The organism is Actinoplanes octamycinicus, from assembly GCF_014205225.1.
GTDB classification, from domain to species: domain Bacteria; phylum Actinomycetota; class Actinomycetes; order Mycobacteriales; family Micromonosporaceae; genus Actinoplanes; species Actinoplanes octamycinicus.
This window is the reverse complement of record NZ_JACHNB010000001.1, coordinates 5157018-5180089: the sequence shown is the minus strand read 5'-3', so window position 1 is coordinate 5180089 and position 23072 is coordinate 5157018. Positions and strand designations below refer to the sequence as shown.

Annotated in this window: 20 protein-coding genes; 8 read left to right on the top strand and 12 right to left on the bottom strand. The window is 73.5% G+C overall.

Translation table 11 applies throughout. The features are described from left to right. Nucleotides 1–36: 36 nt before the first annotated feature. Nucleotides 37–1140: an alpha/beta fold hydrolase gene (locus BJY16_RS22600; RefSeq protein WP_185041579.1), complete on the bottom strand. Its 1104-nt coding sequence runs from the start codon at nt 1138–1140 to the stop codon at nt 37–39. 190 nt (nt 1141–1330) lie between these two features. Next, entirely contained in the window at nt 1331–2599 is a 1269-nt protein-coding gene (locus tag BJY16_RS22595; RefSeq protein WP_185041578.1) for an erythromycin esterase family protein, read from the bottom strand. 67 nt (nt 2600–2666) lie between these two features. Here BJY16_RS22595 and BJY16_RS22590 point away from each other — a divergent pair, with 67 nt between their 5' ends. Next, entirely contained in the window at nt 2667–3119 is a 453-nt protein-coding gene (locus BJY16_RS22590; protein ID WP_185041577.1) for a group II truncated hemoglobin, read from the top strand. Further along, the gene (locus BJY16_RS22585; RefSeq protein ID WP_185041576.1) at nt 3116–3424 is read left to right on the top strand and encodes an NIPSNAP family protein; all 309 of its coding nucleotides are present in this window, start codon (nt 3116–3118) and stop codon (nt 3422–3424) included. Before BJY16_RS22590 ends, BJY16_RS22585 begins: the two co-directional genes overlap by 4 nt. 6 nt (nt 3425–3430) lie before the next feature. Here the strand turns inward: BJY16_RS22585 and BJY16_RS22580 are convergent, their stop codons facing one another. Beyond that, on the bottom strand, nt 3431–4162 hold the full coding sequence (locus tag BJY16_RS22580) for a hypothetical protein (RefSeq protein ID WP_185041575.1): 732 nt from the start codon (nt 4160–4162) through the stop codon (nt 3431–3433). A gap of 103 nt (nt 4163–4265) precedes the next feature. Then, nucleotides 4266–4685 (bottom strand): RDD family protein, encoded by a 420-nt coding sequence (locus BJY16_RS22575; RefSeq protein WP_185041574.1) that lies wholly within the window; start codon nt 4683–4685, stop codon nt 4266–4268. Between the two features lie 270 nt (nt 4686–4955). On the opposite strand from BJY16_RS22575, the gene BJY16_RS22570 reads away from it, so the two are divergent. Next, nucleotides 4956–5867, top strand: a complete 912-nt coding sequence (locus BJY16_RS22570; protein WP_185041573.1) for an ATP-binding cassette domain-containing protein — start codon at nt 4956–4958, stop codon at nt 5865–5867. Beyond that, nucleotides 5867–6622, top strand: coding sequence for an ABC transporter permease (locus BJY16_RS22565; RefSeq protein ID WP_185041572.1), 756 nt, complete (start codon nt 5867–5869; stop codon nt 6620–6622). The genes BJY16_RS22570 and BJY16_RS22565 overlap by 1 nt, the downstream gene beginning before the upstream one ends. On the opposite strand, the gene BJY16_RS22560 is transcribed toward BJY16_RS22565, so the two are convergent. Continuing rightward, nucleotides 6581–9583: an ATP-binding protein gene (locus BJY16_RS22560; protein WP_185041571.1), complete on the bottom strand. Its 3003-nt coding sequence runs from the start codon at nt 9581–9583 to the stop codon at nt 6581–6583. The two genes, BJY16_RS22565 and BJY16_RS22560, sit on opposite strands and share 42 nt — an antisense overlap. A gap of 233 nt (nt 9584–9816) precedes the next feature. Next, nucleotides 9817–10248 (bottom strand): NUDIX domain-containing protein, encoded by a 432-nt coding sequence (locus tag BJY16_RS22555; RefSeq protein WP_185041570.1) that lies wholly within the window; start codon nt 10246–10248, stop codon nt 9817–9819. A gap of 45 nt (nt 10249–10293) precedes the next feature. Here BJY16_RS22555 and BJY16_RS22550 point away from each other — a divergent pair, with 45 nt between their 5' ends. Beyond that, complete coding sequence (locus BJY16_RS22550; RefSeq protein ID WP_185041569.1) at nt 10294–10761, top strand: GNAT family N-acetyltransferase; 468 nt, start codon at nt 10294–10296, stop codon at nt 10759–10761. On the opposite strand, the gene BJY16_RS22545 is transcribed toward BJY16_RS22550, so the two are convergent. Then, nucleotides 10726–11364, bottom strand: coding sequence for a TetR/AcrR family transcriptional regulator (locus tag BJY16_RS22545; RefSeq protein ID WP_185041568.1), 639 nt, complete (start codon nt 11362–11364; stop codon nt 10726–10728). The two genes, BJY16_RS22550 and BJY16_RS22545, sit on opposite strands and share 36 nt — an antisense overlap. Nucleotides 11365–11451: 87 nt before the next feature. On the opposite strand from BJY16_RS22545, the gene BJY16_RS22540 reads away from it, so the two are divergent. Beyond that, entirely contained in the window at nt 11452–12990 is a 1539-nt protein-coding gene (locus BJY16_RS22540; RefSeq protein WP_203758842.1) for an MFS transporter, read from the top strand. Here the strand turns inward: BJY16_RS22540 and BJY16_RS22535 are convergent. The 4 genes from BJY16_RS22535 to BJY16_RS48500 form a co-directional block, all read right to left on the bottom strand. Beyond that, nucleotides 12978–13958 carry a glutamate ABC transporter substrate-binding protein gene (locus BJY16_RS22535; RefSeq protein WP_185041567.1) on the bottom strand — a complete coding sequence of 327 codons (981 nt, stop codon included), beginning with the start codon at nt 13956–13958 and terminating at the stop codon, nt 12978–12980. The two genes, BJY16_RS22540 and BJY16_RS22535, sit on opposite strands and share 13 nt — an antisense overlap. 65 nt (nt 13959–14023) lie before the next feature. Further along, nucleotides 14024–15277 carry a GlnX family signal transduction membrane protein gene (locus tag BJY16_RS22530; protein ID WP_185041566.1) on the bottom strand — a complete coding sequence of 418 codons (1254 nt, stop codon included), beginning with the start codon at nt 15275–15277 and terminating at the stop codon, nt 14024–14026. Between the two features lie 103 nt (nt 15278–15380). Beyond that, complete coding sequence (locus BJY16_RS22525; protein ID WP_239176740.1) at nt 15381–16790, bottom strand: PP2C family protein-serine/threonine phosphatase; 1410 nt, start codon at nt 16788–16790, stop codon at nt 15381–15383. Nucleotides 16791–16991: 201 nt separating this feature from the next. Continuing rightward, nucleotides 16992–17306, bottom strand: coding sequence for a type II toxin-antitoxin system PemK/MazF family toxin (locus BJY16_RS48500; protein WP_185041564.1), 315 nt, complete (start codon nt 17304–17306; stop codon nt 16992–16994). A gap of 196 nt (nt 17307–17502) precedes the next feature. Between BJY16_RS48500 and gnd the strand changes: the two genes are divergently transcribed. Together gnd and BJY16_RS22510 are read left to right on the top strand one after the other, a co-directional pair. Next, on the top strand, nt 17503–18942 hold the full coding sequence (gnd, locus tag BJY16_RS22515) for an NADP-dependent phosphogluconate dehydrogenase (RefSeq protein WP_185041563.1): 1440 nt from the start codon (nt 17503–17505) through the stop codon (nt 18940–18942). A 152-nt stretch (nt 18943–19094) separates the two neighbouring features. Next, on the top strand, nt 19095–20444 hold the full coding sequence (locus tag BJY16_RS22510; RefSeq protein ID WP_185041562.1) for a hypothetical protein: 1350 nt from the start codon (nt 19095–19097) through the stop codon (nt 20442–20444). Between the two features lie 306 nt (nt 20445–20750). Here the strand turns inward: BJY16_RS22510 and BJY16_RS22505 are convergent, their stop codons facing one another. Further along, a complete protein-coding gene (locus BJY16_RS22505; protein ID WP_185041561.1) occupies nt 20751–23057 on the bottom strand; it encodes a putative bifunctional diguanylate cyclase/phosphodiesterase in 2307 nt (768 codons plus the stop codon). Between the last annotated feature and the right edge of the window lie 15 nt (nt 23058–23072).

Genomic DNA, 23072 nt, shown 5'->3' with positions numbered 1-23072 from the left:
CCGTCAGGCGAGGCGACCGTTTCCGGAAGCGGGCCGTCAGGCGAAGCGGGCCGCGATCCAGTCCGCGACCAGATCGGCGGAGAGGATCACCGAGGTGTCGTGGGTGGCGCCCTCGATCGGCACGAAGGTGACCGGCTGGCTGTACGCCTCCAGCTGCGGGATCAGCAGGTCCGCGGTGACGAAGTAGGGCACCGCGTCGTCGTCGGTGCCCTGCACCACCAGGATCGGGGCGCTCGGGGCGGTCTGCGCCGGATTGTCATACTGGGCGAACTTCGCCAGCACCGCGTCCGGCACGGTGCCGCCGACCACCAGCTGGCTCGCGGTCAGGTCCTGGTAGGCGGCGAGGATCTCGTTGAGGCAGCCGGAGCTCAGCACGCCGAGCTTGGCCTTGGCCGGGGCGGCCAGGATGGTCAGCGGCTGCACCGACGAGTCGACGGTGGCCAGCCCGAAGAGTGCCATGACCAGGTAGCCCTGCCCGGGGGTGCCCGGGATCAGCGGCACGATGGTGTCGGTGTTGGAGACCGGGGCGATCGACGAGGTCCCCTTGAGCACCAGGTTCCCGTCGTAGGACGGGGCCAGCTGGCTGGCGAAGAGCGCGCCCTGGCCGCCCTGCGAGTGCCCGTCGATCGCGTACTGGGTGCTCAGCGACGGGTCCAGGTTGCGGGCCGCCTTGACGCTGTCGATGATCGCCCGGCCCTCGCTGGCGCCGATCAGGTAGGGGTGCGGCAGCACCGTGCCGAGGCCGGGATAGTCGGTCGCGGCCACCGTCCAGCCGCGGCTGAGCAGCTCGGCCACCGCGATCCGCGCCTCTTCCCAGAACACCGCCTGGTTGGTGGAGGGCGCGCACTGGTCGGCCAGGCCGGTGGTCCCGTGCGCCCAGGCGACGATCTTGTTCTTCTTCCCGGCCTTCGGCGTCATGACCAGACCGGTCGCGGTGATCGTGCTGCCGGTGATCGAGGTGGAGGTGTACTGGATGCGTTTCCCGGTCGCCAGCGCGGACAGCTCGGCCGGAAGGGTGGCGGTCGAGCTGCTCAGCACGATGCCTGGTGCGAGAGCCGCGGAGGCCGGTGGGACAGCCGCGGCGAGGATCCCGATCGCGCCGAGCACCGCGGCCAGGATCAGGCGGACGATTGTGTTCATGGACACCCCAGTTCCGAGGAAGCTCCGATGTGGATGATCGGCTGCTGATGGCTCAGCGTAATGCGGATCACAGTCGGAAGGGGACCATTCCCCGGCCAGGCATCCGAAACGATCATTCATTGGCGCACGTCACTAGGCTGATGCATACTCGCCATTCGAAAGATCGATTTAATCGCTTCTTCAAATGTGATTACACACCGCTCGGATACGTTTCCGGCTCGTGCGCGTTGACCCGCAGGGTGTGCAGCGGTCGCAGGGCGTGCGTCTCGTCGAACCAGAGGAAGGCGTCGTACCGGTCGCCGAGCACGGTCGGCACGTAGTTGCCCCAGCGTTCCCGCTCCGGGCGGTAGACCACGCCGATCGCCCGGTGCGGCAGCACCGTGGTGAGCAGGTCCGGGGCGTCGTCGCCGGCCGGGAAGACGAACAGCGCGTTCCGCGGCGCGGTCAGGTGCAGGATCTCCTCGAGCGAGCCGGACCGGCCGGGCGGCACCGGCATCGCCTCCATCGGCGCGCCCCACTCCGAGCCGGCCACCACGCTGCCGCGGTACGACCCCATGCCCACCAGCAGCACCTCGTCCCAGCCGAACCGGTCCCGGGCCAGCTGCCCCAGGGTCAGCTCGCCGTGGTCCACCTGGTCGGTGGCGCGGGCGTCGCCGACGTGCGTGTTGTGCGCCCAGACCACCGCCTTCGCGTCCGGGCCGTAGCGGGTGAGCAGCCGGTCCAGGGTCTCGTCCATGTGCCGGTCGCGGCCGTTCCAGGCCTCCGGGCCGCCGCGGACCATGCTCCGGTAGTAGCTCTCCGCGCCGGCCACCACGGCCGCGTTCTGCCACACCCCGAAATCCCGGTCGCGCAGCTCGGCGAGCATGGTGACGATCTTCTGCTCGCAGGTGGCGCCGACGAACTGGGTGGCCCAGCCGTACGCGTTCGGGTCCTCGTTGAACGGCTCGAAGCAGCGGTAGGCGTCCAGCGCGACCGGCACCAGGTCCGGGTCGTGCTCGCGCAGCCAGGTGAGGATCTCGCGCATCGACTGCCACAGGGAGTAGACGTCCAGGCCGTGGAAACCGACCCGGTCCTCGTCCGGGATCACCGCGTTGTGCCCGCGCAGCCACCGGGCGAAGTCGACGACCTCCTCGTTGGCCCACATCCAGGTGGGCCAGCGGTCGTACCGGATCAGCGCGGACCGCGGGTCGTCCGGCGCACCCGGCGCGCCGCGGACCGCCTCGTCCACCCGCTGGCAGTCCGGCCAGTCCCCCTCGACCGCGACGAAGGAGAAGCCGCGCTCGGTGATCAGCCGCTGGGTGAGGGCCGCCCGCCAGGCGTAGAACTCGTGCGTGCCGTGGGTGGCCTCGCCGATCATCACGACCCGCGCGGAGTCCGCGCGGTCGAGCAGGATCTCCAGGTCGCCCGGGTCGTTCAGCTCCCGGGAGATCGACGCCACCTCGTCCCCGTACCGGATCATTCGCCGAGGATTACCCTCGGCAGTTCGCCCCATACGTCAGACTTTGTCCGGCTGGCATGATGAGCGGATGGAACGCCCTACGCTCTTCGAAGCCGCCGGCGGAGCGCCGGCGATGCTCGCCCTGGCCACCGACTTCCACGCCCGCTGCCTGGCCGACCCGGTCCTGGAGCACCCGTTCTCGCACGTCGGCAACCCGGAGCACGTGCAGCGGCTGGCCGACTACTGGGGTGAGGTGCTCGGCGGGCCGCCGGTCTACTCGGAGCGGTTCGGCGGGCACCCGGCGATGCTGCGGGTGCACGCCAACCAGTGCGACGAGGACCCGTTCTCGCAACGGTTCGCCGAGGTCTTCGACGAGGCGGTGGCGCACACCCTGCCGGACGACGCGGAGTTGCAGGCCGTCCTGCACGACTACATGCACTGCGCGACCCGCGAGGTGGCCGGCATCTTCCCGACCTCGGCGACCGTGCCGCCCGACTCGCCGATGCCGCGGTGGTCGTGGTCGGGTTCACTGTCCCGGTGATCACCTGCGTCGTGCACTACACCATCGACCCCCGGCAGATCGAGGCGTTCGAGCGCTTCGCCCGCGAGTGGATCCGCCTGGTCGGCGCCCACGGCGGCGTCCACCACGGCTACTTCCTGCCCGCCGAGGGGGCCAGCGACCGGGCCGAGGCGCTGTTCAGCTTCCCCAGCCTGGCCGCCTACGAGCAGTACCGCACCCGGTTCGGCAGCGACCCGGAGTTCATCGCCGCCGACCGGATCCGCGACGAGTCCGGCTGCGTGCTCCGCTACGAGCGCACCTTCATGCGCCCGCTGCTGCCGGACTGACCGGGACTACTTCTTCTGGATCTTCGACTGGTCGACGACGTCGGTCTCGGCCGGGGCCTTGATCTCGGCGAACGTCTGGTTGAACTCGCTGAAGGTCAGGCCCTCCGGCGCCGGCCGCTCCATCTTGATCGGGTAGGGCTCGCCGCTGGTCGCCACGTACAGCACGGTCTTGGTGTCCGAGCTGTCCACCAGGCCGATCGCCGGCACGCCGTCGACCGCCTTGGCCTCACCCTTGGTCACCGCGCCGCCCGGGGTCAGCATCTCGTCGATGTCCGACTCGCCGAAGAAGAACGAGCCCAGGCTGGCGTCGTTCGCGGTCGGCTTGATCCACTTGTCGCCGACCGCCTGCTTCATCAGCTTCGCGGTGGCGCCGGAGGAGTCGATCATCGTCCAGAACGCGTCGTTCGGCTTGATGTAGCGGGCGCCGGCGACCGACAGCATCTGCAGCTTGGCCTCGCCCATCTGGATCGAACCGGCCAGGTCCTTGCCGGCCACCTTCAGGTCGATCTGGGTGACGTCGCCGTCCTCGCTCATCGCGCCCTTGACGTGGAAGGACGACGCCGCCTTGAGCGCGGCCTTGGCCTTGTCCAGGATCGCCGGGGCCGCCAGGTCGGCGACGCCGTTGGCGGCCGCCTTGGCCGGGGCCGAGTCGTCCGGCTTGTCGCCATTGCCGCAGCCGGCCAGGAGCGCGGCGGTGATGGTCAGCGCGGCCAGGCCGACGCGGGTTGCAGCCTTCATGACGTCTGTCACTTCCCTGTATCTGGCGGGTGTGCGACCCGCGGTATGGCGCGTGACGATACTGGCCGCCGCCCACCCGCGCCGCACCGGGACCTCGGGGCGGTCAGAGATCAACACCCCATTTGTGGACGACGATGGTCCCGGCGATCCGGTCATGCAACGTCCGCTGCCGGTCCCCGAAGACGAACAGCACGTCGACCACCGGGTAGACGCCCAGGGTCAGCACCCCGAGCACGGCCCAGAGCAGCCACTTGGCCAGCAGCTCGCGCACCACCATCCGGCCCCGCCCGACCGGCCGCCCGGTGCGCACGTCGGCGACCGCGTGCCCGAGCGGCTGCCGCCCCGGCGTCTGCCCCCGCCCGGCCACCAGCACCGCCCACACCAGCCACCCGACCCCGGCCGTCCCGACGAACAGCACCGCGTCGATGACCTGCCCGGCCAGCCGCCCGAACGGACTCACCTCCGGCGAGATCCGCACCCCGTCCGGATGCCCGTACCCGACCGCCGGCGACACCTGCTCCACGAACGACCCCCTCCCGTCCGCCCCCCGACGACGCCCCGTGACGCTACTCGATCCGCCCCCGACGCAATGTCCGGCATGAGTCACGGAGACCACCGCGAGGTCGTCCGGCACGACTCGGCGGTGGCCGGGCACGCCTGACCGCCGGCTGTCCGCCGGGTCTGCTCACCGAGCACCGGATCGGCGTGGAGCCGCGCTGACGCCGGGATGACACCGGGGTGAAGCCGGGGCCGCGCAGGCTTCCTCCCCTCAGCACGAGGAGAGGGGAGAGCCATGACAGTCGCGGTCAGCGGGCTGCGGAAGTCGTTCGGGAGCAAGGTGGTGCTCGGTGGGATCGACTTCGCGGTACCGGGCGGGACGACGTTCGCGCTGCTCGGGCCGAACGGGGCGGGGAAGACGACGGCGGTGCGGATCCTGTCCACGTTGATCGGGTTCGACGGCGGGGAGGTGACGATCGGCGGGCACGACCTGCGGCGGGAGCCCGAGGCGATCCGGCGGATGATCGGGGTGACCGGGCAGTTCTCCGCGGTCGACGACCTGCTGACCGGCGCGGAGAACCTGGAGCTGATGGCCGACCTGCACCACCTGGAGCGGACCGCCCGGCGGCGGCGGGTCGGCGAGCTGCTCGATCGGTTCGACCTGGGCGCGGTGGCGGGCAAGCCGGCCGCCACCTGCTCCGGCGGGATGCGGCGGCGGCTGGACCTGGCGATGACGCTGGTCGGGCAGCCGCGGCTGATCTTCCTGGACGAGCCGACCACCGGGCTCGACCCGCGCAGCCGGCGGATGATGTGGCAGACCGTCCGGGAGCTGGTGGCCGGCGGCGTCACGATCTTCCTGACCACGCAGTACCTGGAGGAGGCGGATCAGCTCGCCGACCGGGTCGCGCTGCTCGACGACGGCCGGATCGTCGCGGCCGGCACCCCCGCCGAGCTGAAGAGCCGGGTGCCGGGCGGCCACGTCCGGCTGCGGTTCGCCGACGCCGGGACGCTCGCCGCCGCGGCGGCGCTGTTCAGCGGAAGCGAACGCGACGACGAGGCGCTCGCCCTCCGGCTGCCCACCACGAAGCCCCGGGAGCTGCTGGACCAGCTGGACCGGGCCGGGATCGAGGCCGAGGAGCTGTCCGTGCACTCCCCCGATCTGGAGGACGTCTTCCTGGCCCTGACCGAGCGGAAAGCGGTGGCCTGATGCGTGACGCGATCACCATGCTGCGGCGCAACGCCCGGCACACCGCCCGCAACCCGGGCACCATCATCATGACCGTCGGCATGCCGGTGGTCCTGCTGCTGCTCTTCGTCGGCGTCCTCGGTGGGACGCTGAGCGCCGGGATGTCCCAGGACGACTACATCGACTACCTGGTCGCCGGGGTGCTGCTGATGACGGTCGGCTACGGCTCCACGACCACGGCGCTGGCCGTCAACCGGGACATGACCCAGGGCATCATCAACCGGTTCCGGACCATGGCCATCTCGCGCGCGTCGGTGCTGACCGGGCACGTGGCCGGCTCCACCCTGCGGACGCTGCTGAGCGCGGTGCTGGTGGTGGCCGTGGCGCTGGCGCTGGGTTTCCGGCCGACCGGCGACCCGGTCCGCTGGCTCGCGGCGGCCGGGGTGCTGGCCCTGCTCACCGTCGCGATGACCTGGATCGGGGTGGCGGTCGGGCTGGCCGCGAAGACCGCCGAGGGCACCGCGCCGTTCACCCTGATCGCGCAGGTGCTGCCGTTCCTGAGCAGCGCCTTCGTCCGGCCGGAGTCGATGTCCGGCGCGGTCCGCTGGTTCGCCGCGCACGAGCCGTTCACGCCGATCATCGACAGCCTGCGCGGCTTGCTGCTGGGCGGAGCGATCGGGAGCAGCGGCCCGCTCGCGGTGGGCTGGTGCCTGCTCCTGGCGACCGCCGGTTATCTATGGGCCCGCCTGCTCTTCCGGCGAGATCCGGCCCAGTAGCCGGATGGCGGCCGCCCGGAGCGCGGCGGGCTCCAGGCCGGCGTACTCCGCCACCGCCGCGGGGTACGCCGGCCCACCCGCCTCCCGGGCCGCCTCGGCCGCGATCGGCACCGACGGGAACGTACCGGAGAATCCGAATCGGCCGGCGACCGCGACCAACCTCCCGGCCTCCGCGGTGAAGCCGCGGGCCTGCGCGAACGCCGCCGCCGCGACCAGCATCACGCCGTGGATCCGGAAGACCGCGACCGGCGCGTCCGGCAGCGCCGCCCGCAGCCGCCGGATCACCAGCCCGGCGATGTCCGCGATCGGCCCGGACCGGCCGTGCCGGCAGTGCACGATCACCGCGACGGCGAGCACCTCGCCGGCCCACAGCCCCTCGTCGGTCCGCAACCCGTCGGCCGCCTGGCGCCACAGCCGCAGCCCGCCGTCGACGTCGCCGCGCCCGAGCCGGATCTCGGCCCGGCTGCACAGGTCGAACATCATCGTCCCGGCCTCCTCGGTGAGCACCCCGCGGCTCAGGTGTTCGAGGCCCTGCTCGGCCCGGTCCAGCGCGCCCCGCTGCAGGTCGGCGAGCACGATCGCCCAGCGGGCCCGGGCGGCGCTCGACCAGGCGCCCAGCTCCTCCATGATCGACAGAGCCGTGTCCAGGTGCCGGAACGCCTCCTCGCCCGGCGCCGCCTGCAGGCACAACTCGCCGATCCGGGCGTGGGCGAGGGCGCGCAGCCACGGGTCCAGGCCGGCCACCCGGGCCAGCATCCGGCGGGCGGCGAGCAGCGCGGACTCCGAGTCGTTGGCGTTCTCGGCCCGGTAGGAGAAGGCGTACCAGGCCAGCCCGGCCAGCAGCGGATCCGCGCTGTCGGCGAGCACCCGCGGGTCGTCCGCGCCGAGCACCGCCTGCGCCGCGCCGATCAGCGTGCCGGGCTCCGGCCGCGGCAGCCGGCGCAGGACCGCCAGGGCCCGCAACGGCCGCGGACCGCGGGTGATGAAGGCGGTCATCGCGCACCAGACCGCGGTGGTGCGGGTGGCTTCGACGTACGCCGGGCCGGGCCGGAACCGGGCCAGCACCTCCGGCACGTCGCCGGCCAGCGACGTCAGCCGGCCGAGGTTCGAATCGGTCAGCCACAGTGCCCCGAGCAGCGCTCCGGCCGCCGCCACGGTCGCCCCGTCACCCCGGTCCAGTCCGAGCCGCAACGCCAGCACCAGGTTGTCCTGCTCGGCCCGGATCTCCTCGGCGGCGAACACCAGGGCGGCCGCGTAGTCCGATCGCTCCCGGACACCCAGCGCCCGCGCCCAGGCCAGGAACCGCTCCGTCGCCGCCTCGGTGCCGCCGGCCTCGTCGCGCCGGGCGGCACTGAACTCACGCACCGTCTCCAGCATCCGGAACCGGGTGCCGGCCGGACTGTCGACCACCTTGACCAGCGACTGGTCGGCCAGCTGCCCGACCACCGCGTCGTCGCCGAGCACCTGCCGCACGGTGTCCGCGGTGAACCCGCCCGGGAAGATCGACAGCGCCCGCATCGCGGCCTGGCCGTCCGCGTCCAGCAGGTGCCAGCTCCAGTCGATCACCGCGTGCAGGGTGCGGTGGCGTTCCGGCAGGTCCCGGCTGCCGCCCTGGTGCAGCGAGAACCGGCCGGCGATCTCGGCCGGCGACATGATCCGGATCCGGGCCGCGGCCAGCTCCACGGCGAGCGGCAGCCCGTCGAGGCGGCGGCACAGGTCGCGGACCGCGTCCGGCGGCAGCTCGGCGCCCGGCCGGGCGGCCCGGGCCCGCTGGGTGAACAGTGCCACCGTGGTCGGCAGGTCCAGCTCGGGCAGCGGATAGACGGTCTCCGCGGACAGCCCGAGCGGCGCCCGGCTGGTGGTCAGCACGGTCAGCCCGCCGGCCAGCCCGACCAGGTCCCGGACCAGGCCGGCCACGCCGTCGATCACCTGCTCGCAGTTGTCCAGGACGAGCAGGGCCGGCCCGGGTTCCAGGGCGGCGGCCAGCCCGCTCACCCCGGCCGCCTCGGGCACGCCGAGCGCGGCGGCGACCGTGCCCAGCACCTCGGCGTCCCGGCTCACCCCGGCCAGCTCGATCAGGTAGACCAGGCGGTGCCCGGCGCGCCGGCCGACCGCCTGGGCCAGCCGGGTCTTGCCGAGTCCGCCGGCGCCGACCACCGAGACGACCCGCCGGGTACGCAGCAGCGCCCCGACCGCGGCGACGTCCGCGTCCCGGCCGAGCAGCTCGTTCGGCTCGTGGCGCAGGCCCTGCCGGACCATCGGCGCGTCGCTGAGCAGCAGCTCCCGGTGCACCGCGCGCAGCGCCGGACCCGGATCGGCGCCGAGCTCGTCGCGCAGCGCCCGGCGATAGGCGTCGTAGCGGGCCAGCGCCGCCGCCGGGCCCTGCGTCGCGGCCTCGCCGCGCAGCAGTTCGAGCAGCACCTCCTCGTCGCGCGGCCGGTCCGCGAGCACCTCCTCGATCGCCCCGGCGTCCGGCCTGCCCAGCCGGGCCAGCGCCAGCGCCCGCGCCCTGACCAGCTCGCGCCGGGTCGCCTCGCGCGCCGCCCGCAACTCACCGAGCGGCCCGTCCGCCGCCTCCCCGCCGAACAGCGCCAGCCCGGCCTCGGCCTCGGCCAGCGCCGCGGCATGCTCCCCGGCCCGGGCATGCCGCTCACTCGCCGCCGCCCGCAGCAGCACCGCCGAGGCGTCCACCCGCTCCGGACCGAGCGCCAGCCGGTAGCCGGTCGGCGTGCTCACGATCGACTCCGCGCCGAGCCTCGCCCGGGCCCGCGCGACCAGGGTCTGCAGCGCCTTCGCGGGATGCTCGGGCTGCTCCGCGGGCCACAGCTCGGCGATCAGGCGAGCCGCGCCGCACCCGGCCGGCTCCCCGGCCAGCAGCGCGAGCAGGTCACCCAGCCGGGAACCGCCGATCTCCACGCCACGGTGGCACACCCGCGTCAATAGGGTCAGCTCCACGCTCATCGACGCCGAGGCTAGTCGCCGCCCGCGATCCCGGCGACGCCCCGAGCCGGACCCGGACCCGGCCTCCGCGCGAGGTCCGCTGTTTCTCGCGGCCGCCGCTTTCCGGTACGCCCGCGGCCCGGCCGTGCGGGCGGCACTTCCGGCGTACCGAAAACCCGTCCCCGCACCCGAAGCGAACCGCTCGCGGTCGTCGGCTGGCGCTCACGGGTGTCTCGGCGTGCTTGAGACACCCGTCAGGACCAGCCGGGGACCGTGCCCGGGGCGGCGGCCGTCAGCAGGGCGAGGGTCTCGGCGAGCTGGGAGTGCCGGGGACTCGGCAGCGCGTCCGGCGTGCACCAGGTCAGTTCGTCGAACTTGTGCGGCTCGCCGATCCGGACCGCGGCCGGGTCGACCCGCACCGCGAAGACCACCGCCACCCAGTGCGACGGCGGATCGGCCCGCAGCACGTTGCGCACCCCGAGCTGGGTGATCTCCAGGGGCGCCGCGACGTACTCCTCGACGACCTCGCGGGTGACCGCCTCCTCGAAGGTCTCGCCGAACTCGAGCGCGCCCGCCCCGCAGTCCCAGGCGCCGGGTTCGTCGCGGGCCCGCGCCGAGCGCTGGGCCAGCAGGATCCGACCGGCCCCGTCGTGGCAGACGAAGACACAGGACACCGAGGGTTTCACCGGGACATCCTGTCAAACCGGGCGGCACGGAGGATCATGGGGCGCATGGCTGAGATCGTGTACGGCCCGGCGGGCCCGGCCGACGCCGGCGAGATCCTCACCCTCCAGCGGGCCGCCTACGTGGTCGAGGCGCAGCTCTACGACGACCCGCATCTGCCGGCGCTGACCCAGACCCTGGACGAGCTGACCGCCGAACTGGCCGAGGATCACTCGGTGAAGGCCGTCCTCGGCCACCGGATCGTCGGCGCGGTCCGCGGCAAACTGGACGGTCCGGTGCTGCGGATCGGCCGCCTGGTGGTCGCCCCGGACCAGCAGGGCCGCGGCGTCGGCACCCGGCTGCTGGCCGCGATCGAGGCCGCCGCCGACGGGCGGGCCGAGTGGTTCGCCCTCTTCACCGGCCATCTCAGCGACGGCAACATCCGGCTCTACCAGCGCGCCGGTTACGCCGAGACGCACCGCGAGCAGATCCGCCTCGACCTAACCCTGGTCCACCTGATGAAAGAGCACCGCTAACCCCCCGTCGAGCAGGTCGAAGGCCCGGGCGGCCCGGCTGACCGCCCCCGGGTAGACCTGGTCGGCCGGCTCGCCGGCCAGCACCCGGTCCCGGTTCTCGATCACCAGCACCATCCGGGTGGCGGCGATCTGCGCCGCGGCCAGCCGCGCGGTCGGCTCGTCGAGCACCGTCGCCAGCTCGGCGGCGAGCAGCTCCTGGGTGCGCGCGGCGGCGGTGTAGAGCCGCGGCAGCAGCGCCGGGGTGCTGGTGATCAGGCGCTGCACCCGCAGCACGTTGGGTTGGTCGCTGATCCCGGTCGCGGCGTCCCGGGCGGCGAGCGCGGCGAGAAAGTGCCGGCGCAGCGCGGCCACCGGCGACTCGCCCGGCGCCCGGTCCCGGACGACCCGGGCCGGCTCGTCGAGGTGCTCCTCGACCGGGCTCATGACCAGGTCTTCCTTGCTGCCGAAGTAGTTGAAGACGGTGGTCTTGGAGACGTTCGCCGCGGCGGCGATCTCGGCCATCGCGACGTTGTCGAAGCCGCGCTCGGCGAACAGGTCCAGCGCGGTCTCCCAGAGCACCCGGCGGGTCTCCAGCTTCTTGCGTTCCCGAAGGCCGACGTCCATGCCGGAACTTTACCAGAGTCAAATTTGGTCGCAGACAAAACCTTGACCGAGACCAAAATTCTTCCGTACGGTCGGAGCATGACCGAGATGAGCAGAGTGGAACGCGCGATCGGCATGGCCCTGTGCCTGGCGACGATCGTGCTGGCGATCCTGGATCAGAACATCGTGTCCGCGGCGATCGTCCCGATCGTCCGCGACCTGGACCCGGTGCACGGCGTCGACCAGGTCGCCTGGCTGGTGGCCGCGTTCACCCTGGCGGCCACCGTGGTGCTGCCGCTCTACGGGCGGTTGTGCGACGCCTGGGGGCCGAAACGGGTTTTCCTCGGCACCGTGCTGCTGTTCCTGATCGGCTCGGTGCTCTGCGGGGCGGCGCAGACGATGGGCCAGCTGATCGCCTTCCGGGCGGTGCAGGGGCTGGGCGCGGGCGGCCTGATGAGCGTCTCCATGGTGGTGATGGCGCAGCTGCGCCGGCCCGGTGACCGGCACGGCCCGGGTGGGGTGGCCGGGCTGGTCGGCGGGTTCGGCATGGCGATCGGCCCGCTGATCGGTGGGTTCTTCGCCGACCACGGGGAGTGGCGCTGGATCTTCTACGTCAACGTGCCGCTCGGCGCGCTGATCCTGACCGGCGCCCTGATCGTGCTGCGGCTCCCCCGGCACGGCGCCGGCACCCACCTCGACCTGCCCGGCGCGGCCCTGGTCGGCGGGTTCGCGGCGGCCCTGCTGCTGGTCTGCGACTGGGGCGGCGAGCGCTACCCGTGGTCGTCGCCGGCCGTCCTCGGTCTGGCCGCCGCCGCGGTCGCCTGCCTGGCCGCCTTCCTGTGGTGGCAGCGGCGCAGCCCGGACCCGATCCTGCCGCCCGGCCTGTTCCGGATCGCCGCCGTCCGGGACAGCTTCGTGATCCAGGCGCTGGTCGGCATGGCGCTGGTCGGCGTGATGGTCTACCTGATGGTCTACCTGCAGGTCGGCCGGGGGATCAGCGCCGGCGCGGCGGGCACCTACCCGGCGTTCCTGGCCGCCGGGATCGCGCTGTCCGGCATCGCCCTGGCCCGGCTGGGCTGGTCGCTGCGGACCACCATGGTGGCCGGGACCGGCTGCGCGGCGCTGGCCCTGGGAGCGCTCGCGCTCACCCGGACCGGCACCCCACTGTGGCTGATCCGCGCCGAACTGGTCCTGCTCGGCATCGGCTTCGGCCAGCTCCTCGGCAAGCTGATCATGGTGGTGCAGCGGGCCGCGCCGCGGCACCAGCTCGGGGCGGCCACCACCGGCGTCCGGTTCTTCCAGTCGCTGGGCGGCGCGATCGGCGCGGCCGCCTTCGGCTCCCTGCTGACCGCCGTCATCCGGTCCCGATCCGGCGGCCTGCCGGTCGCCGCGTCGGCCGCCACGCCGGAGGCCCTGACCGCCGGCGTGGACACCGTCTTCGCGGCCGCGGCGGTCCTGATGCTCCTGTCCGCCCTGCTCGCCACCCGCCTGCGCCAACCGGCCCCGGCGACACCCCCGGCTCAGCCAGACGAACCTTCCGCCACGGCCTCTCCGCCGCCGGCTGTGCCCGCGGCCCGGCCGGCCACACCGGATCCGGTGGCGCCCGGCGACGGGCCGGCCGGCGCGGGCATCGGTCAGTCGCGGTAGACCGGGGCCGGGGGTGCCGGGGCCGGGCCGAGGGGCTGACGCAGCCAGCGGTTGTAGATGGTGGTCCAGGAGCCGTCGGCGCGCATCTTCTCCAGGACGCCGTTGGCGAAGCGGACCAGGTCGGGCGAGTTCTTCGAGATGCCGACGCCGGACGGCTCGTTCGAGCTGTCCTTGCCGACCACCTCGGTGCTCGGGTCCTGCGCGGCCAGGCCGGCCAGCAGCACGTCGATCGTGGACACCGCGTCCACCTGGCCCTGCTGGAGCATGACCAGGCAGTCCAGGGTGCTGTCGGTGGCCACCGGGATCGGCTTGGACGGCTGTTCGGCGATGGTGACGATGCTGGTGCTTCCCCGGGTGGCGCAGACCTTGCGGCCGCCCAGGTCGGTGAACTCCTTGATCCCGGAGCCCTTGCGGACCAGCAGGCGCTGGTGCGAGGTCAGGTACTCGGTGGAGAACGACACCTGCTGCCAGCGCTCACAGGTCATCGACATGGTCCGGACCACCATGTCGGCCTTCCCGTTCTGCAGCACCGGGATCCGGTCGGCCGTGGTGATCGCCAGGAACTGGATCTTCTTGGCGTCCCCGAAGATCGCCTGGGCCATCGCCCGGGCGATGTCGATCTCGAAGCCGACCAGGTCCCCGGTGTTCGGGTCGCGGTAGCCGAACAGGTACGCGTTCTGGTCGATGCCGACGATCAACCGGCCCCGGGCGACGATCTTGGCCATCGTCGAGCCGGCCGGCATCCTGCCGGGGGCGGGCAGCGCGCCGGCCGGGCGCAGGCTGGCCCGCGGATCGCAGTCCGGCGCCGGCTTGGCGCTCGGGATCTCGGCCGGGTCCTGCACGTTCTCCGGGAGCGGCAGGGACGCCCGGACGCCCTCGGCGGAGGCCGGCGGGGTGGCCTCCGAGCCGCAGGCGGCGAGCGGGGTGAGCAGCGCGAGCAGGGTGAACGCGGCGACGACCGGCTTCATGGGCACTCCTCGAGGTAGTCGTCGAGCCGGAACCGGGGGGCCGGCGGGACGGAGGGCCGGGGTGGTCACCGGTACTCCCGGAGGCGCGGGCGGAAGCCGAGGATCACCGCGGCGGCCAGGCCGCCGGTGAGCAGCAGCAGGCCGATCTCCAAGCCGGTCAACGCCGAGTCACCCTGCCCGGCCTGCTTGTCCACCCGCTCGTTCGCGGTGGCCAGCGCCGTGCTGATCGCGCTGTCCAGCTGCTCGAAGGCGGCCGGCAGGTCGGTCTTGCCGGTCGCCGTGGCCTGCGCCACGGCGCCCAGGTAGTCGCCGCGGTCGTCCAGCTCGCGCAGGTTGCGGTGCATGTCGGACCAGCGGTCGGCGTGCTCGCGGGCCTGCTCGATGAGCCGCCGGTCGGCGGCCGGGGCGTGCGCCGCCGCGGTGCCGAGCACCCGGTCCAGGTCGGCCATCACCGCGACGTAGTCCTTCTCGAACGCGGCGCCGCTGCCCCGGGCGATCAGCGTGAGCGCCTCGTCGGCGCGGGCCTGCAGGGCCAGCCGGCGACCGTCGGCGAGCGCCGAGACCAGCGCCGACCCCTCGCCCCGGCCGGCGTCCACCCGGCCGGCCGCGGCGCTCAGCGCAGTGGCCGACCAGGCCAGCACGACCAGCGCGACCAGACTGGCCGCGACCAGGCCGACGTTGAACACCCGGTTGGTCCGGCGGGCGATCAGCACCTGCGCCCCGACCAGCCCGGCCACGGTGAGCACCCCGAGCAGCAGCACCGGCCACGGGAACCCGGTGGCGTCCCGCTGCGCGCCGTCGACCCGGCCCTGCGCCGAGGCGAACAGCCCCTGCGCCTGCGGCAGCAGCGTCTGGCGCATCAGCGCGGACGCCTCCCGCAGGTAGGCCCCGCCGAGCGGGGTGCCGAGCCGGTTGTACGACCGGGCGGTCTCCACCAGCCCGGTGTAGACCGGCAGCTGCGCGGTGAGCACGGCGAGCCGGGCCGCGTCCGCGTCGTCGGCGTCCCGGGTGGCGACGGTCAGCGCGGCGCTGGCCCGGGCGATGTCGTCCAGATAGCGCCGGCGCAGCTCGGTCCGCTCGGCGCCGTTGCTCAGGAAGGCGGTGGCGGCGGTCGCGTCCGCGTCGGACAGCGAGCGGTAGAGCTCCTGGGCGCCGACGCTGAGCGGCCCGCTGAGCGTGGTGATGTCCTCGGTCAGCGCGGCGCGATGGTGCACCGTGGCGAGCGCGGTGCCACCCAGACCGACGCCGAGCACGATCAGGGCGACCGCGATCAGGCGATAGAGGTCCGGCGTGGCGAGACGGCGCAGGACTGTCGGCAACGCCCACCCCCTGGGTTCACAGACAACTGCCGATGACAGTACGGGGTGCCGACAACGCGATACGTGACACGGTCCGCACCGGAGGTGGCACTGACCGAGCCGGTCAGCGGCGGGTCATCAGGCGGCGCAGGTCGCCGGTGTGTCCGGTGGCCGGGCGGACCGCGAGGATGCAGGTGTCGTCGTCCGGGTTGGCCCGGCGCAGACGGCCGACCAGCTCGGCGAGCGGCTGGTAGGGGGCGGTGCGGACGGCGTCGTCGACCGCGCCGATCACCGCGTCCAGGCCGGCGTCCAGGCTCTGCCCGCGGTACTCGACCAGGCCGTCGGTGTAGAGCAGCAGCACGTCGCCGGGGCGGAAGACGGTCACCGCGGAGGCGTAGCGGGCGTCCTCCATCACCCCGAGCATCGGCCCGGCCGGGCGGCTCAGCGGCGCGGTGCGGCCGGCCCGGCACAGCAGTGGCGGCGGATGGCCGGCCTGTGCCCAGGTCAGCTCCTGGCGGGCCGGGTCGAAGCGGGCGATCACCGCGGTCGCGGCCAGCTCCGGCGACTCCCGCTCCAGCTCGCAGGTGAGCCGGTTGAGGTGCCGGAGCAGGGTGGCCGGATCGCTGTCCACCACGGTCAGCGCGCGCAGCGCGTGCCGCAGCTGGGCCATGTTGCTGGCCGCCTGGGTGCCGTGCCCGGTCACGTCACCGACCGCGAGCAGCACCGTCCCGTCGCGCAGCGCGGCCGCGTGGTACCAGTCGCCGCCGACCATCGAGTCCTGCCCGGCGGGCAGATAGCGGACCGCGGCCTTGAGCCCCGGCAGCTCGATCGGCTCGTCCGGGATCGGCAGGATGATCTCCTGGAGCCGCAGCGCCAGGTCGTGCTCGGCGTCCGCGGCCCGGCGCTGCTCGTCCAGCTCGTGCTCCACCTTGGCCAGCTGCTGCGCGCTGACCTGCTGCTCGGTGACGTCCTGGACGATGCCGAAGAGGCGGACCGGCCGGCCGTCGGCGTCCCGCAGGGTCTCCGCGATGGTCCGCAGCCGGCGGATCCGGCCGGCGATCCGGACCCGGGTCAGCAGCTCGAACCGATCCGATCCGCGCGACGCGGTCAGCGCCGCCTCGCGCAGCGAGTGCTCGCCGTCCACCGCCACCCGCCGCCCCTCGGCGGGGGTCATCGGGCCGAGCGCCGGGTCACGCTGGTAGATCCGGTAGAGCTGCGGCGACCAGTAGACCTCGCCGGTGATCAGATCCCACTCGCCCCAGCCGAGGCTGGCCAGCCGCTCCACCGCGGCGAGCCGGTCGGTGGCCGGGTCGAGCGGGCCGGGACCCGCCGCGCTGTCCAGCAGCCCGAGCATCCGGACCGCCACCTCGGCCGGCTCGCGGCGCTGCTCGGCGGCGATCCGCATCAGGTGCCGGTAGGCGTCGACCGCCCGGCACCTGGCCCGCCCGGCGAGCAGGCCGACCGCTCGCTCGACCGCCGTGCCGGCGGCCAGCCGTCGATCGCTCGCCGTCTCCGCGAACGCCTGAGAACCCACTGCCGAACCTCCCCGCCTGCCTCTGGCCTCTTGCTTACGCCAGCGCGCGGACGGTCGCATCCCCCGATCATCCGGGGCGGGGCGCTGCCTGCGGGCATCGACGGACAGGTCACCCGGTCAGGCGTAAGGCTTTCGGGGGCTGGTCAGGCTTGATCGGCGGCGAGGCGCGGTCTTTTCGGTCACGCGGCGCGGCCGGCGGCGTCACAGCTCGAACAGATCGCGCACGGCCTCGGCCAGCCGGGCCATGCTCGCGCCGGTCACCATCCCGATCCGCTCGGCGCCGACCGACGCCGGCAGGCGGCGCATCCGGTTCACCACCACGACCCCGGTGATCGGGTCCTGCTCGGTGAGGGCGACCGCGTACGGTGGGAGCTCGGTCACGCCACGCTGGCGGACGATCGGCGCGCAGTAAGGCGACGCGTTGTCCCGCTCGTTGTAGCTGTCGGCGGAGAGCACGAGCACGCGGTACCGCAGATCGGAGCGATCGCCGATGGTCCAGATCTCGCCCCGGCGCACGTCAGCACCAACCGGATGACGGCACGGTCCGGTTCGGCATGGCACGAAGCGTACCGCCGCGCGGATCTCCGTCGCGTCCGCCCCGCCCCGCGTGGCTGAGCTGTTCACCACGTGGACGGGATCGAACCTCGAACTCCCCGATCCCGTAGAAACTAATGCGGGGCCCGTCACGGGCCGGTAACGAAAGGACGTAGGGATGTCGCAGAAAGCGCAGATCGGAGTCACCGGCCTTGCGGTGATGGGCCGCAACCTGGCCCGCAACTTTGCCCGGCACGGTCACACCGTGGCGTTGCACAACCGCTCCTACGGCCGGACCAAGGAGCTGGTCGAGGAGTTCGGTCACGAGGGCACCTTCCTGCCCGCGGAGACCGCCGAGCAGTTCGTCGCGAGCCTGGAGCGCCCCCGCCGCGTGGTGATCATGGTGAAGGCCGGCCCGGCCACCGACGCCGTGATCGACGAGTTCGCCCCGCTGCTCGAAGAGGGCGACATGCTGATCGACGCGGGCAACGCGCACTACGCGGACACCCGCCGCCGGGAGGCCGCGCTCAAGGCCAAGGGCCTGCACTTCGTCGGCGCCGGGGTGTCCGGCGGCGAGGAGGGCGCGCTGCACGGCCCGAGCATCATGCCGGGTGGGCCGAAGGAGTCGTACGACGCGCTCGGCCCGCTGCTCGAGGACATCGCCGCCAAGGTCGACGGCGAGCCGTGCTGCGTGCACGTCGGCCCGGACGGCGCCGGCCACTTCGTCAAGATGGTGCACAACGGCATCGAGTACGCCGACATGCAGCTCATCGCCGAGGCGTACGACCTGCTGCGCCAGGTCGGCGGGCTGTCCCCGCAGGAGATCGCCGGCGTCTTCGGCGAGTGGAACGCCGGGCGGCTCGGGTCGTACCTGATCGAGATCACCGCCGAGGTGCTCAAGCAGGTGGACGCGTCCAGCGGCAAGCCGTTCGTGGACATCGTGGCCGACCAGGCCGAGCAGAAGGGCACCGGCCGCTGGACCGTGCAGGCCGCCCTGGACCTGGGCGTGCCGGTCAGCGGCATCGCCGAGTCGGTGTTCGCCCGCGCCCTCTCCGGCGGCGCGGACGTGCGCAAGGCGGCGGCCGACGCCGGTCTGCCGGGCCCGTCGGCGGGGTCCGAGCACGTCGGCGGCGACCTGCGGGCGGACGTCGAGCAGGCGCTGTTCGCCTCCAAGATCGTGGCGTACGCGCAGGGCTTCCAGCAGATCCAGGCGGCCAGCAAGGAGTACGGCTGGGCGATCGACCCGGGCGCGATGGCCAAGATCTGGCGGGCCGGCTGCATCATCCGGGCCAAGTTCCTGGACTTCATCAAGCAGGCCTACGACAAGAACCCGGAGCTGGCCACGCTGCTGGTCGACGACTACTTCCTGGACGCGGTCAGCGGCGCCCAGGACGCCTGGCGGCGGGTCGTGGTCACCGCCGCGCAGCAGGGCATCCCGGCGCCCGGCTTCTCGTCCGCGCTGGCCTACTACGACGGTCTGCGGGCGAAGCGCCTGCCGGCCGCGCTGATCCAGGGGCAGCGGGACTTCTTCGGGGCGCACACCTACCGCCGGGTGGACAAGGAGGGGTCGTTCCACACCCTCTGGGCGACCGACGACCGTCCCGAGGTCGACGCCTGATCCTTCACGACCCGCTTTTCGGTACGCGAGACGCCCCGGCCATTCCGGCCGGGGCGTCTCGCCGTCCCCACCGGCGCCCTCGCGCGACGTTTTCGATCCGCGGCCCGTCCCGCTCCGTAGTCATGGTCGAGACCACGGCACCAGGAGGAGCGATGAGCGACGATCCGGCCGGCGATCCGGCGGCCGAAAACGATCAGCCGGTGCGGTTCCTCCCCGGCGGCCATCCGGTCCCGGCACCACGACCGGCCACCCTGGCCGACGCCGATGGCGAGCCGCTCCCCGAGGCGTCCCGCGGGGAGCCGCCTCTCGATCCGACCGGTGCACGGCCACCCCTCGATCCGACCGGCGAACGGCCGACACCCGACCCGGCCGACGAGCGGCCGACACCCGACCCGGCCGGCGAGCGGCCGACATCCGAGCCGACCGGCGAGTGGCCGGAGATCGAGCCGACCGGCGAGTGGCCCCCGCCGGACCCGGCCGGGTTCGCCGAGGAGGACACCGACCCGGCGGGGTTCGCGCCGGTCTCCGGAGCGCCCTATCCCCCGGCCACCGACCCGTTCGACGATCCCGGGTTCACCTCGGCCTATCCCCTGCCCGGTTGGACCGCCCCACCGGACCTCGAACCGCTCCCCGGCCCGGCCCGCCGCCGCAGGCCCCTGCTGCTGGCCGCCGCCGCCCTCGGACTGGCCGCCCTGGTCGCGGCGTTCCTGCTGGTCCCCCGCCAGGACGCCGGCCCGTCCCGGGCCGCCGCGGCGGCCACCGCCCCCGCGCAGCGGACCGCGAACCCGCCCGCCGACAACGCCCCCGGCGAGCCGATCACCGCGCCGGCCGGCGACCGTACCGAGGCTTCCTTCGACCTCGTCGACAGCGCCACCGTCGTCGAGCTGAGCGCCGGCGACCTGGGCGACGACCTGTTCCGGATCAGCACCCCGCGGGACAGCGGCCTGACCCCGGCGGTCGACCAGGACGGCGACGCGGTCCGGCTGCGGCTGCGCTCGGACGGCAGCGGCGGTTCGGCCGTGGTCACGATCGTGCTCAGCTCGGCGGTCCGCTGGACCCTGCGCCTGGACGGCGGCGCCGCGCACAGCCGCCTCGACCTGACCGATGCTGATCTCGCCGCCCTGGACCTGAACGGCGGCGCCAGCCGGATCGACCTGTCGCTGCCCGAGCCGCGCGGCGTCCTGCCGGTCCGGATGACCGGCGGCGTCGACCAGTTCCGGGTCACCCTCCCGGACACCACCCCGGTCCGGGTCCGCGTCGAGTCCGGCGCCGGCCAGGTCACCGTCGGCGGCGCCACCCACCAGGGCATCGCCCCGGGCCGAGCCTTCACCGCCAACGGCTGGGACAGCACCGCCGATGACCCGCGCAGCACCGCCGATGACCCGGGCAACACCGGCCCGGGCAGCACCGCCACCGGCCCGGGCAGCCCTCGGACCGGCGTGGACCTCCAAGCCGTAGCCGGCCTCGCCTCCCTCACTGTCCTGGGCCGGTCCCGAAGTTGATCTTCGGTGACCACCCACGGACAGCAAAGGGTGGGCTGATCGTCATGGACGCGCCAGCGGCCAGATCAGCCCGCCCGGCCCGCGCGGGAGCATGCGATCCGCACCCCAGCGGACCTGCGTAGATGAAGGTCTTGAAGTTGATCTTCAGGCCATGGATCAAGCAGCGAAGGAGGCAACTGCGAGGAGGCAGCGGCAAGGGGCCGCTGCGAACGGACAGCGGCGAGGGAGGAAGCGGCGAACAGACAGCGGCAAGGCAGGAAGCGGCGAACGGGCAGCGGCGAAGGAGGCAGCGGCGACGGCTCCGCGTCAAGCGGCGAAGGAGCGGCCGGCTCCGGACATCAGCGCCCCGCATTCCGCAGCCGGGAGCGGCTTGGCCATGAAGTAGCCCTGGCCGTAGCGATACCCCATCTCGCGCAGGCGGTCCAGCTGCTCTTCGTTCTCGATGCCCTCGGCCACCGCCTTCAGCTGCAGGTGTTCGGCCAGCTGGGCGACCGCGGCGGCGACCGCCAGGCGGCCCCGGTCGGCACCGGAGGCGATGCCGTCGACGAAGGACTTGTCGAGTTTGAGGACGTCGACCGGGAACTGGCGGAGCAGGCTGAGCGAGGACTGGCCGGTGCCGAAGTCGTCCAGGGCCAGGTGCACGCCCATCTCGTGCAGGGCCTCGAGGGTGTCGCGGACCTGCCAGCCGTCGACCACCGACGACTCGGTGACCTCCAGGATCACGTTGCGGGAGGTGAGGCCGTGGTCGCTGAGGACGGCGGCCACCTCGTCGACGAAGCCGGTCTCGCGCAGCTGGCGGACCGCCACGTTGACGTTGACCGACTCGATGGCGTCCGGGCCGAACTCGGCGCGCCAGCGGGAGAGCTGGGCACACGCCTCGCGCAGCACCCAGGCGCCGAGCGGGACGATCAGGCCGGAGCGTTCGGCGACCGGGATGAAGTCGGCCGGCGAGACGAAGCCGCGGGTCGGGTGCTGCCAGCGGACCAGTGCCTCGGCGCCCGCCACCCGGCCGGTGACCAGATCGAACACCGGCTGGTAGAGCAGCCGCAGCTCGCCGCGGATGATCGCGTTGTGCAGTTCGCTGGCGAGCCGGGCGTGGTGCACCATGTCCTGGCGCATCCGCGGCTCGAAGCGGACCCAGGACGCCTTACCGGACTCCTTGGCGGCGTACATCGCGATGTCCGCGTTGCGCTGCACCTCGTCGGCGGTCTCGCCGCCGCAGGCCACCGCGATGCCGGCGCTGGCGTGCAGCAGCAGCTGCTGGTCGCCGACCCGGAACGGCTCGCCGAGCGCGGCCAGCAGCCGGGCGGCGGCCGTCTCCGCCGCGGCCGGCTCGTCGACCGGCAGCAGCACGGCGAACTCGTCGCCGCCGAGCCGGGCCGGCAGCTCGCCGGGCACGCAGTGCTGCCGGAGCCGCTGCGCCACGTGGTAGAGCAGCTGGTCGCCGGCGGCCGGGCCGAGCGTGTCGTTGATCATCTTGAAGTCGTCGACGTCGATCAGCAGGGCGGTGGCCGGCTGGCGCGCGTCGATCCGCTCGGCCAGCGCGACGCCGAACTTGGTGCGGTTCGGCAGGCCGGTCAGGTTGTCGCTGAGCGCGAGCCGTTCCAGCTCGGCCTGCTGCTCCCGGATGCCGCGCAGCGCGACGGTGTTCTCCCGCAGGCTGAGCAGCTGCCGGGCGACCACGAACCCGGCGATCAGCACCGCACCGATGATCACGGTGCGCTGGCGGGCGCTCAGGTCCTGGGCGCTGACGCTGATCACCAGGATCGCGGTGGCGGTGACCGCGACGAACGGCAGCAGGTTGAACACCGAGCGGCCGGTCACCCCGCCGGCCGCCGGGCCGGGCGCGTCGAGCGAACGCTGCTGCAGCAGGGCGGCGACCGTCACGGCGACCCCGACCAGCGGCAGTGCCAGCACCGACAGGGCCAGCCGGCTCCAGTCCGGCCCGGCCAGCAGCAGGACGGTGCCGGCGATGTCAGCCAGCGGGCAGATGGTGAGCAGGCGCAGCGAAGCGGGGTGCACGGCGGCTCCCGGCGCGGCGGCCGCCTTGCCGATCACCACGAGCAGGAGCACGCCGCCGACGCCGAGCACCGCGGCGGCCACCCGGGCCACCAGCGAGGTCCCGGCCGGGGCCAGGTCCAGCACGACGTACCAGAAGATCAGGGTGCTGGCGACCGCGACCGTGGCGCCGTCCAGCAGGGCCCGGCACCAGCCGAGCGGGGTGCGCTCGCCGATCGGCAGGCGCAGGAAGGCGACCATCAGCAGCAGCACGCCGGCCAGCATCGGGACCCCGACGTACGGCGACATCCCGGTGTTGTTGTTCGCCCGGAACAGCGCGATCACCGTGCCGGCCAACAGGAACGTGCAGGCCAGCTGGATCTGCCGCCAGAACGAGCGGACCGGGGGCGGCAGCCGCACCTGGGAGCCGATCGACCGGCAGGCGAGCACCGCCGGCAGCATCGCGATCGGGGCCCCGGCGTAGCCGAGGTACAGGGTGCCGGGGGCGCCGAGCAGCAGCCAGATCAGCACCGCCACGGTGGCGGCGAGCGCGACCGCGGCGGGCGCGAGCCCACCGGGTCGTAGCCGGTCGCCGGCAGTCTCGCGTCCGCTCATGATGGCTTACCAGTC

What these genes read in the sequence shown, in the direction of transcription:
- BJY16_RS22590 (WP_185041577.1), top strand. Translation starts at nt 2,667, where the DNA reads ATGGAACGCCCTACGCTCTTCGAAGCCGCCGGCGGAGCGCCGGCGATG.
- gnd (WP_185041563.1), top strand. Translation starts at nt 17,503, where the DNA reads ATGTCGCAGAAAGCGCAGATCGGAGTCACCGGCCTTGCGGTGATGGGC.
- BJY16_RS22535 (WP_185041567.1), bottom strand. Translation starts at nt 13,958, where the DNA reads ATGAAGCCGGTCGTCGCCGCGTTCACCCTGCTCGCGCTGCTCACCCCG.
- BJY16_RS22570 (WP_185041573.1), top strand. Translation starts at nt 4,956, where the DNA reads ATGACAGTCGCGGTCAGCGGGCTGCGGAAGTCGTTCGGGAGCAAGGTG.
- BJY16_RS22565 (WP_185041572.1), top strand. Translation starts at nt 5,867, where the DNA reads ATGCGTGACGCGATCACCATGCTGCGGCGCAACGCCCGGCACACCGCC.
- BJY16_RS22580 (WP_185041575.1), bottom strand. Translation starts at nt 4,162, where the DNA reads ATGAAGGCTGCAACCCGCGTCGGCCTGGCCGCGCTGACCATCACCGCC.
- BJY16_RS22600 (WP_185041579.1), bottom strand. Translation starts at nt 1,140, where the DNA reads ATGAACACAATCGTCCGCCTGATCCTGGCCGCGGTGCTCGGCGCGATC.
- BJY16_RS22560 (WP_185041571.1), bottom strand. Translation starts at nt 9,583, where the DNA reads ATGAGCGTGGAGCTGACCCTATTGACGCGGGTGTGCCACCGTGGCGTG.
- BJY16_RS22540 (WP_203758842.1), top strand. Translation starts at nt 11,452, where the DNA reads ATGAGCAGAGTGGAACGCGCGATCGGCATGGCCCTGTGCCTGGCGACG.
- BJY16_RS22510 (WP_185041562.1), top strand. Translation starts at nt 19,095, where the DNA reads ATGAGCGACGATCCGGCCGGCGATCCGGCGGCCGAAAACGATCAGCCG.
- BJY16_RS22550 (WP_185041569.1), top strand. Translation starts at nt 10,294, where the DNA reads ATGGCTGAGATCGTGTACGGCCCGGCGGGCCCGGCCGACGCCGGCGAG.
- BJY16_RS22545 (WP_185041568.1), bottom strand. Translation starts at nt 11,364, where the DNA reads ATGGACGTCGGCCTTCGGGAACGCAAGAAGCTGGAGACCCGCCGGGTG.
- BJY16_RS22505 (WP_185041561.1), bottom strand. Translation starts at nt 23,057, where the DNA reads ATGAGCGGACGCGAGACTGCCGGCGACCGGCTACGACCCGGTGGGCTC.
- BJY16_RS22595 (WP_185041578.1), bottom strand. Translation starts at nt 2,599, where the DNA reads ATGATCCGGTACGGGGACGAGGTGGCGTCGATCTCCCGGGAGCTGAAC.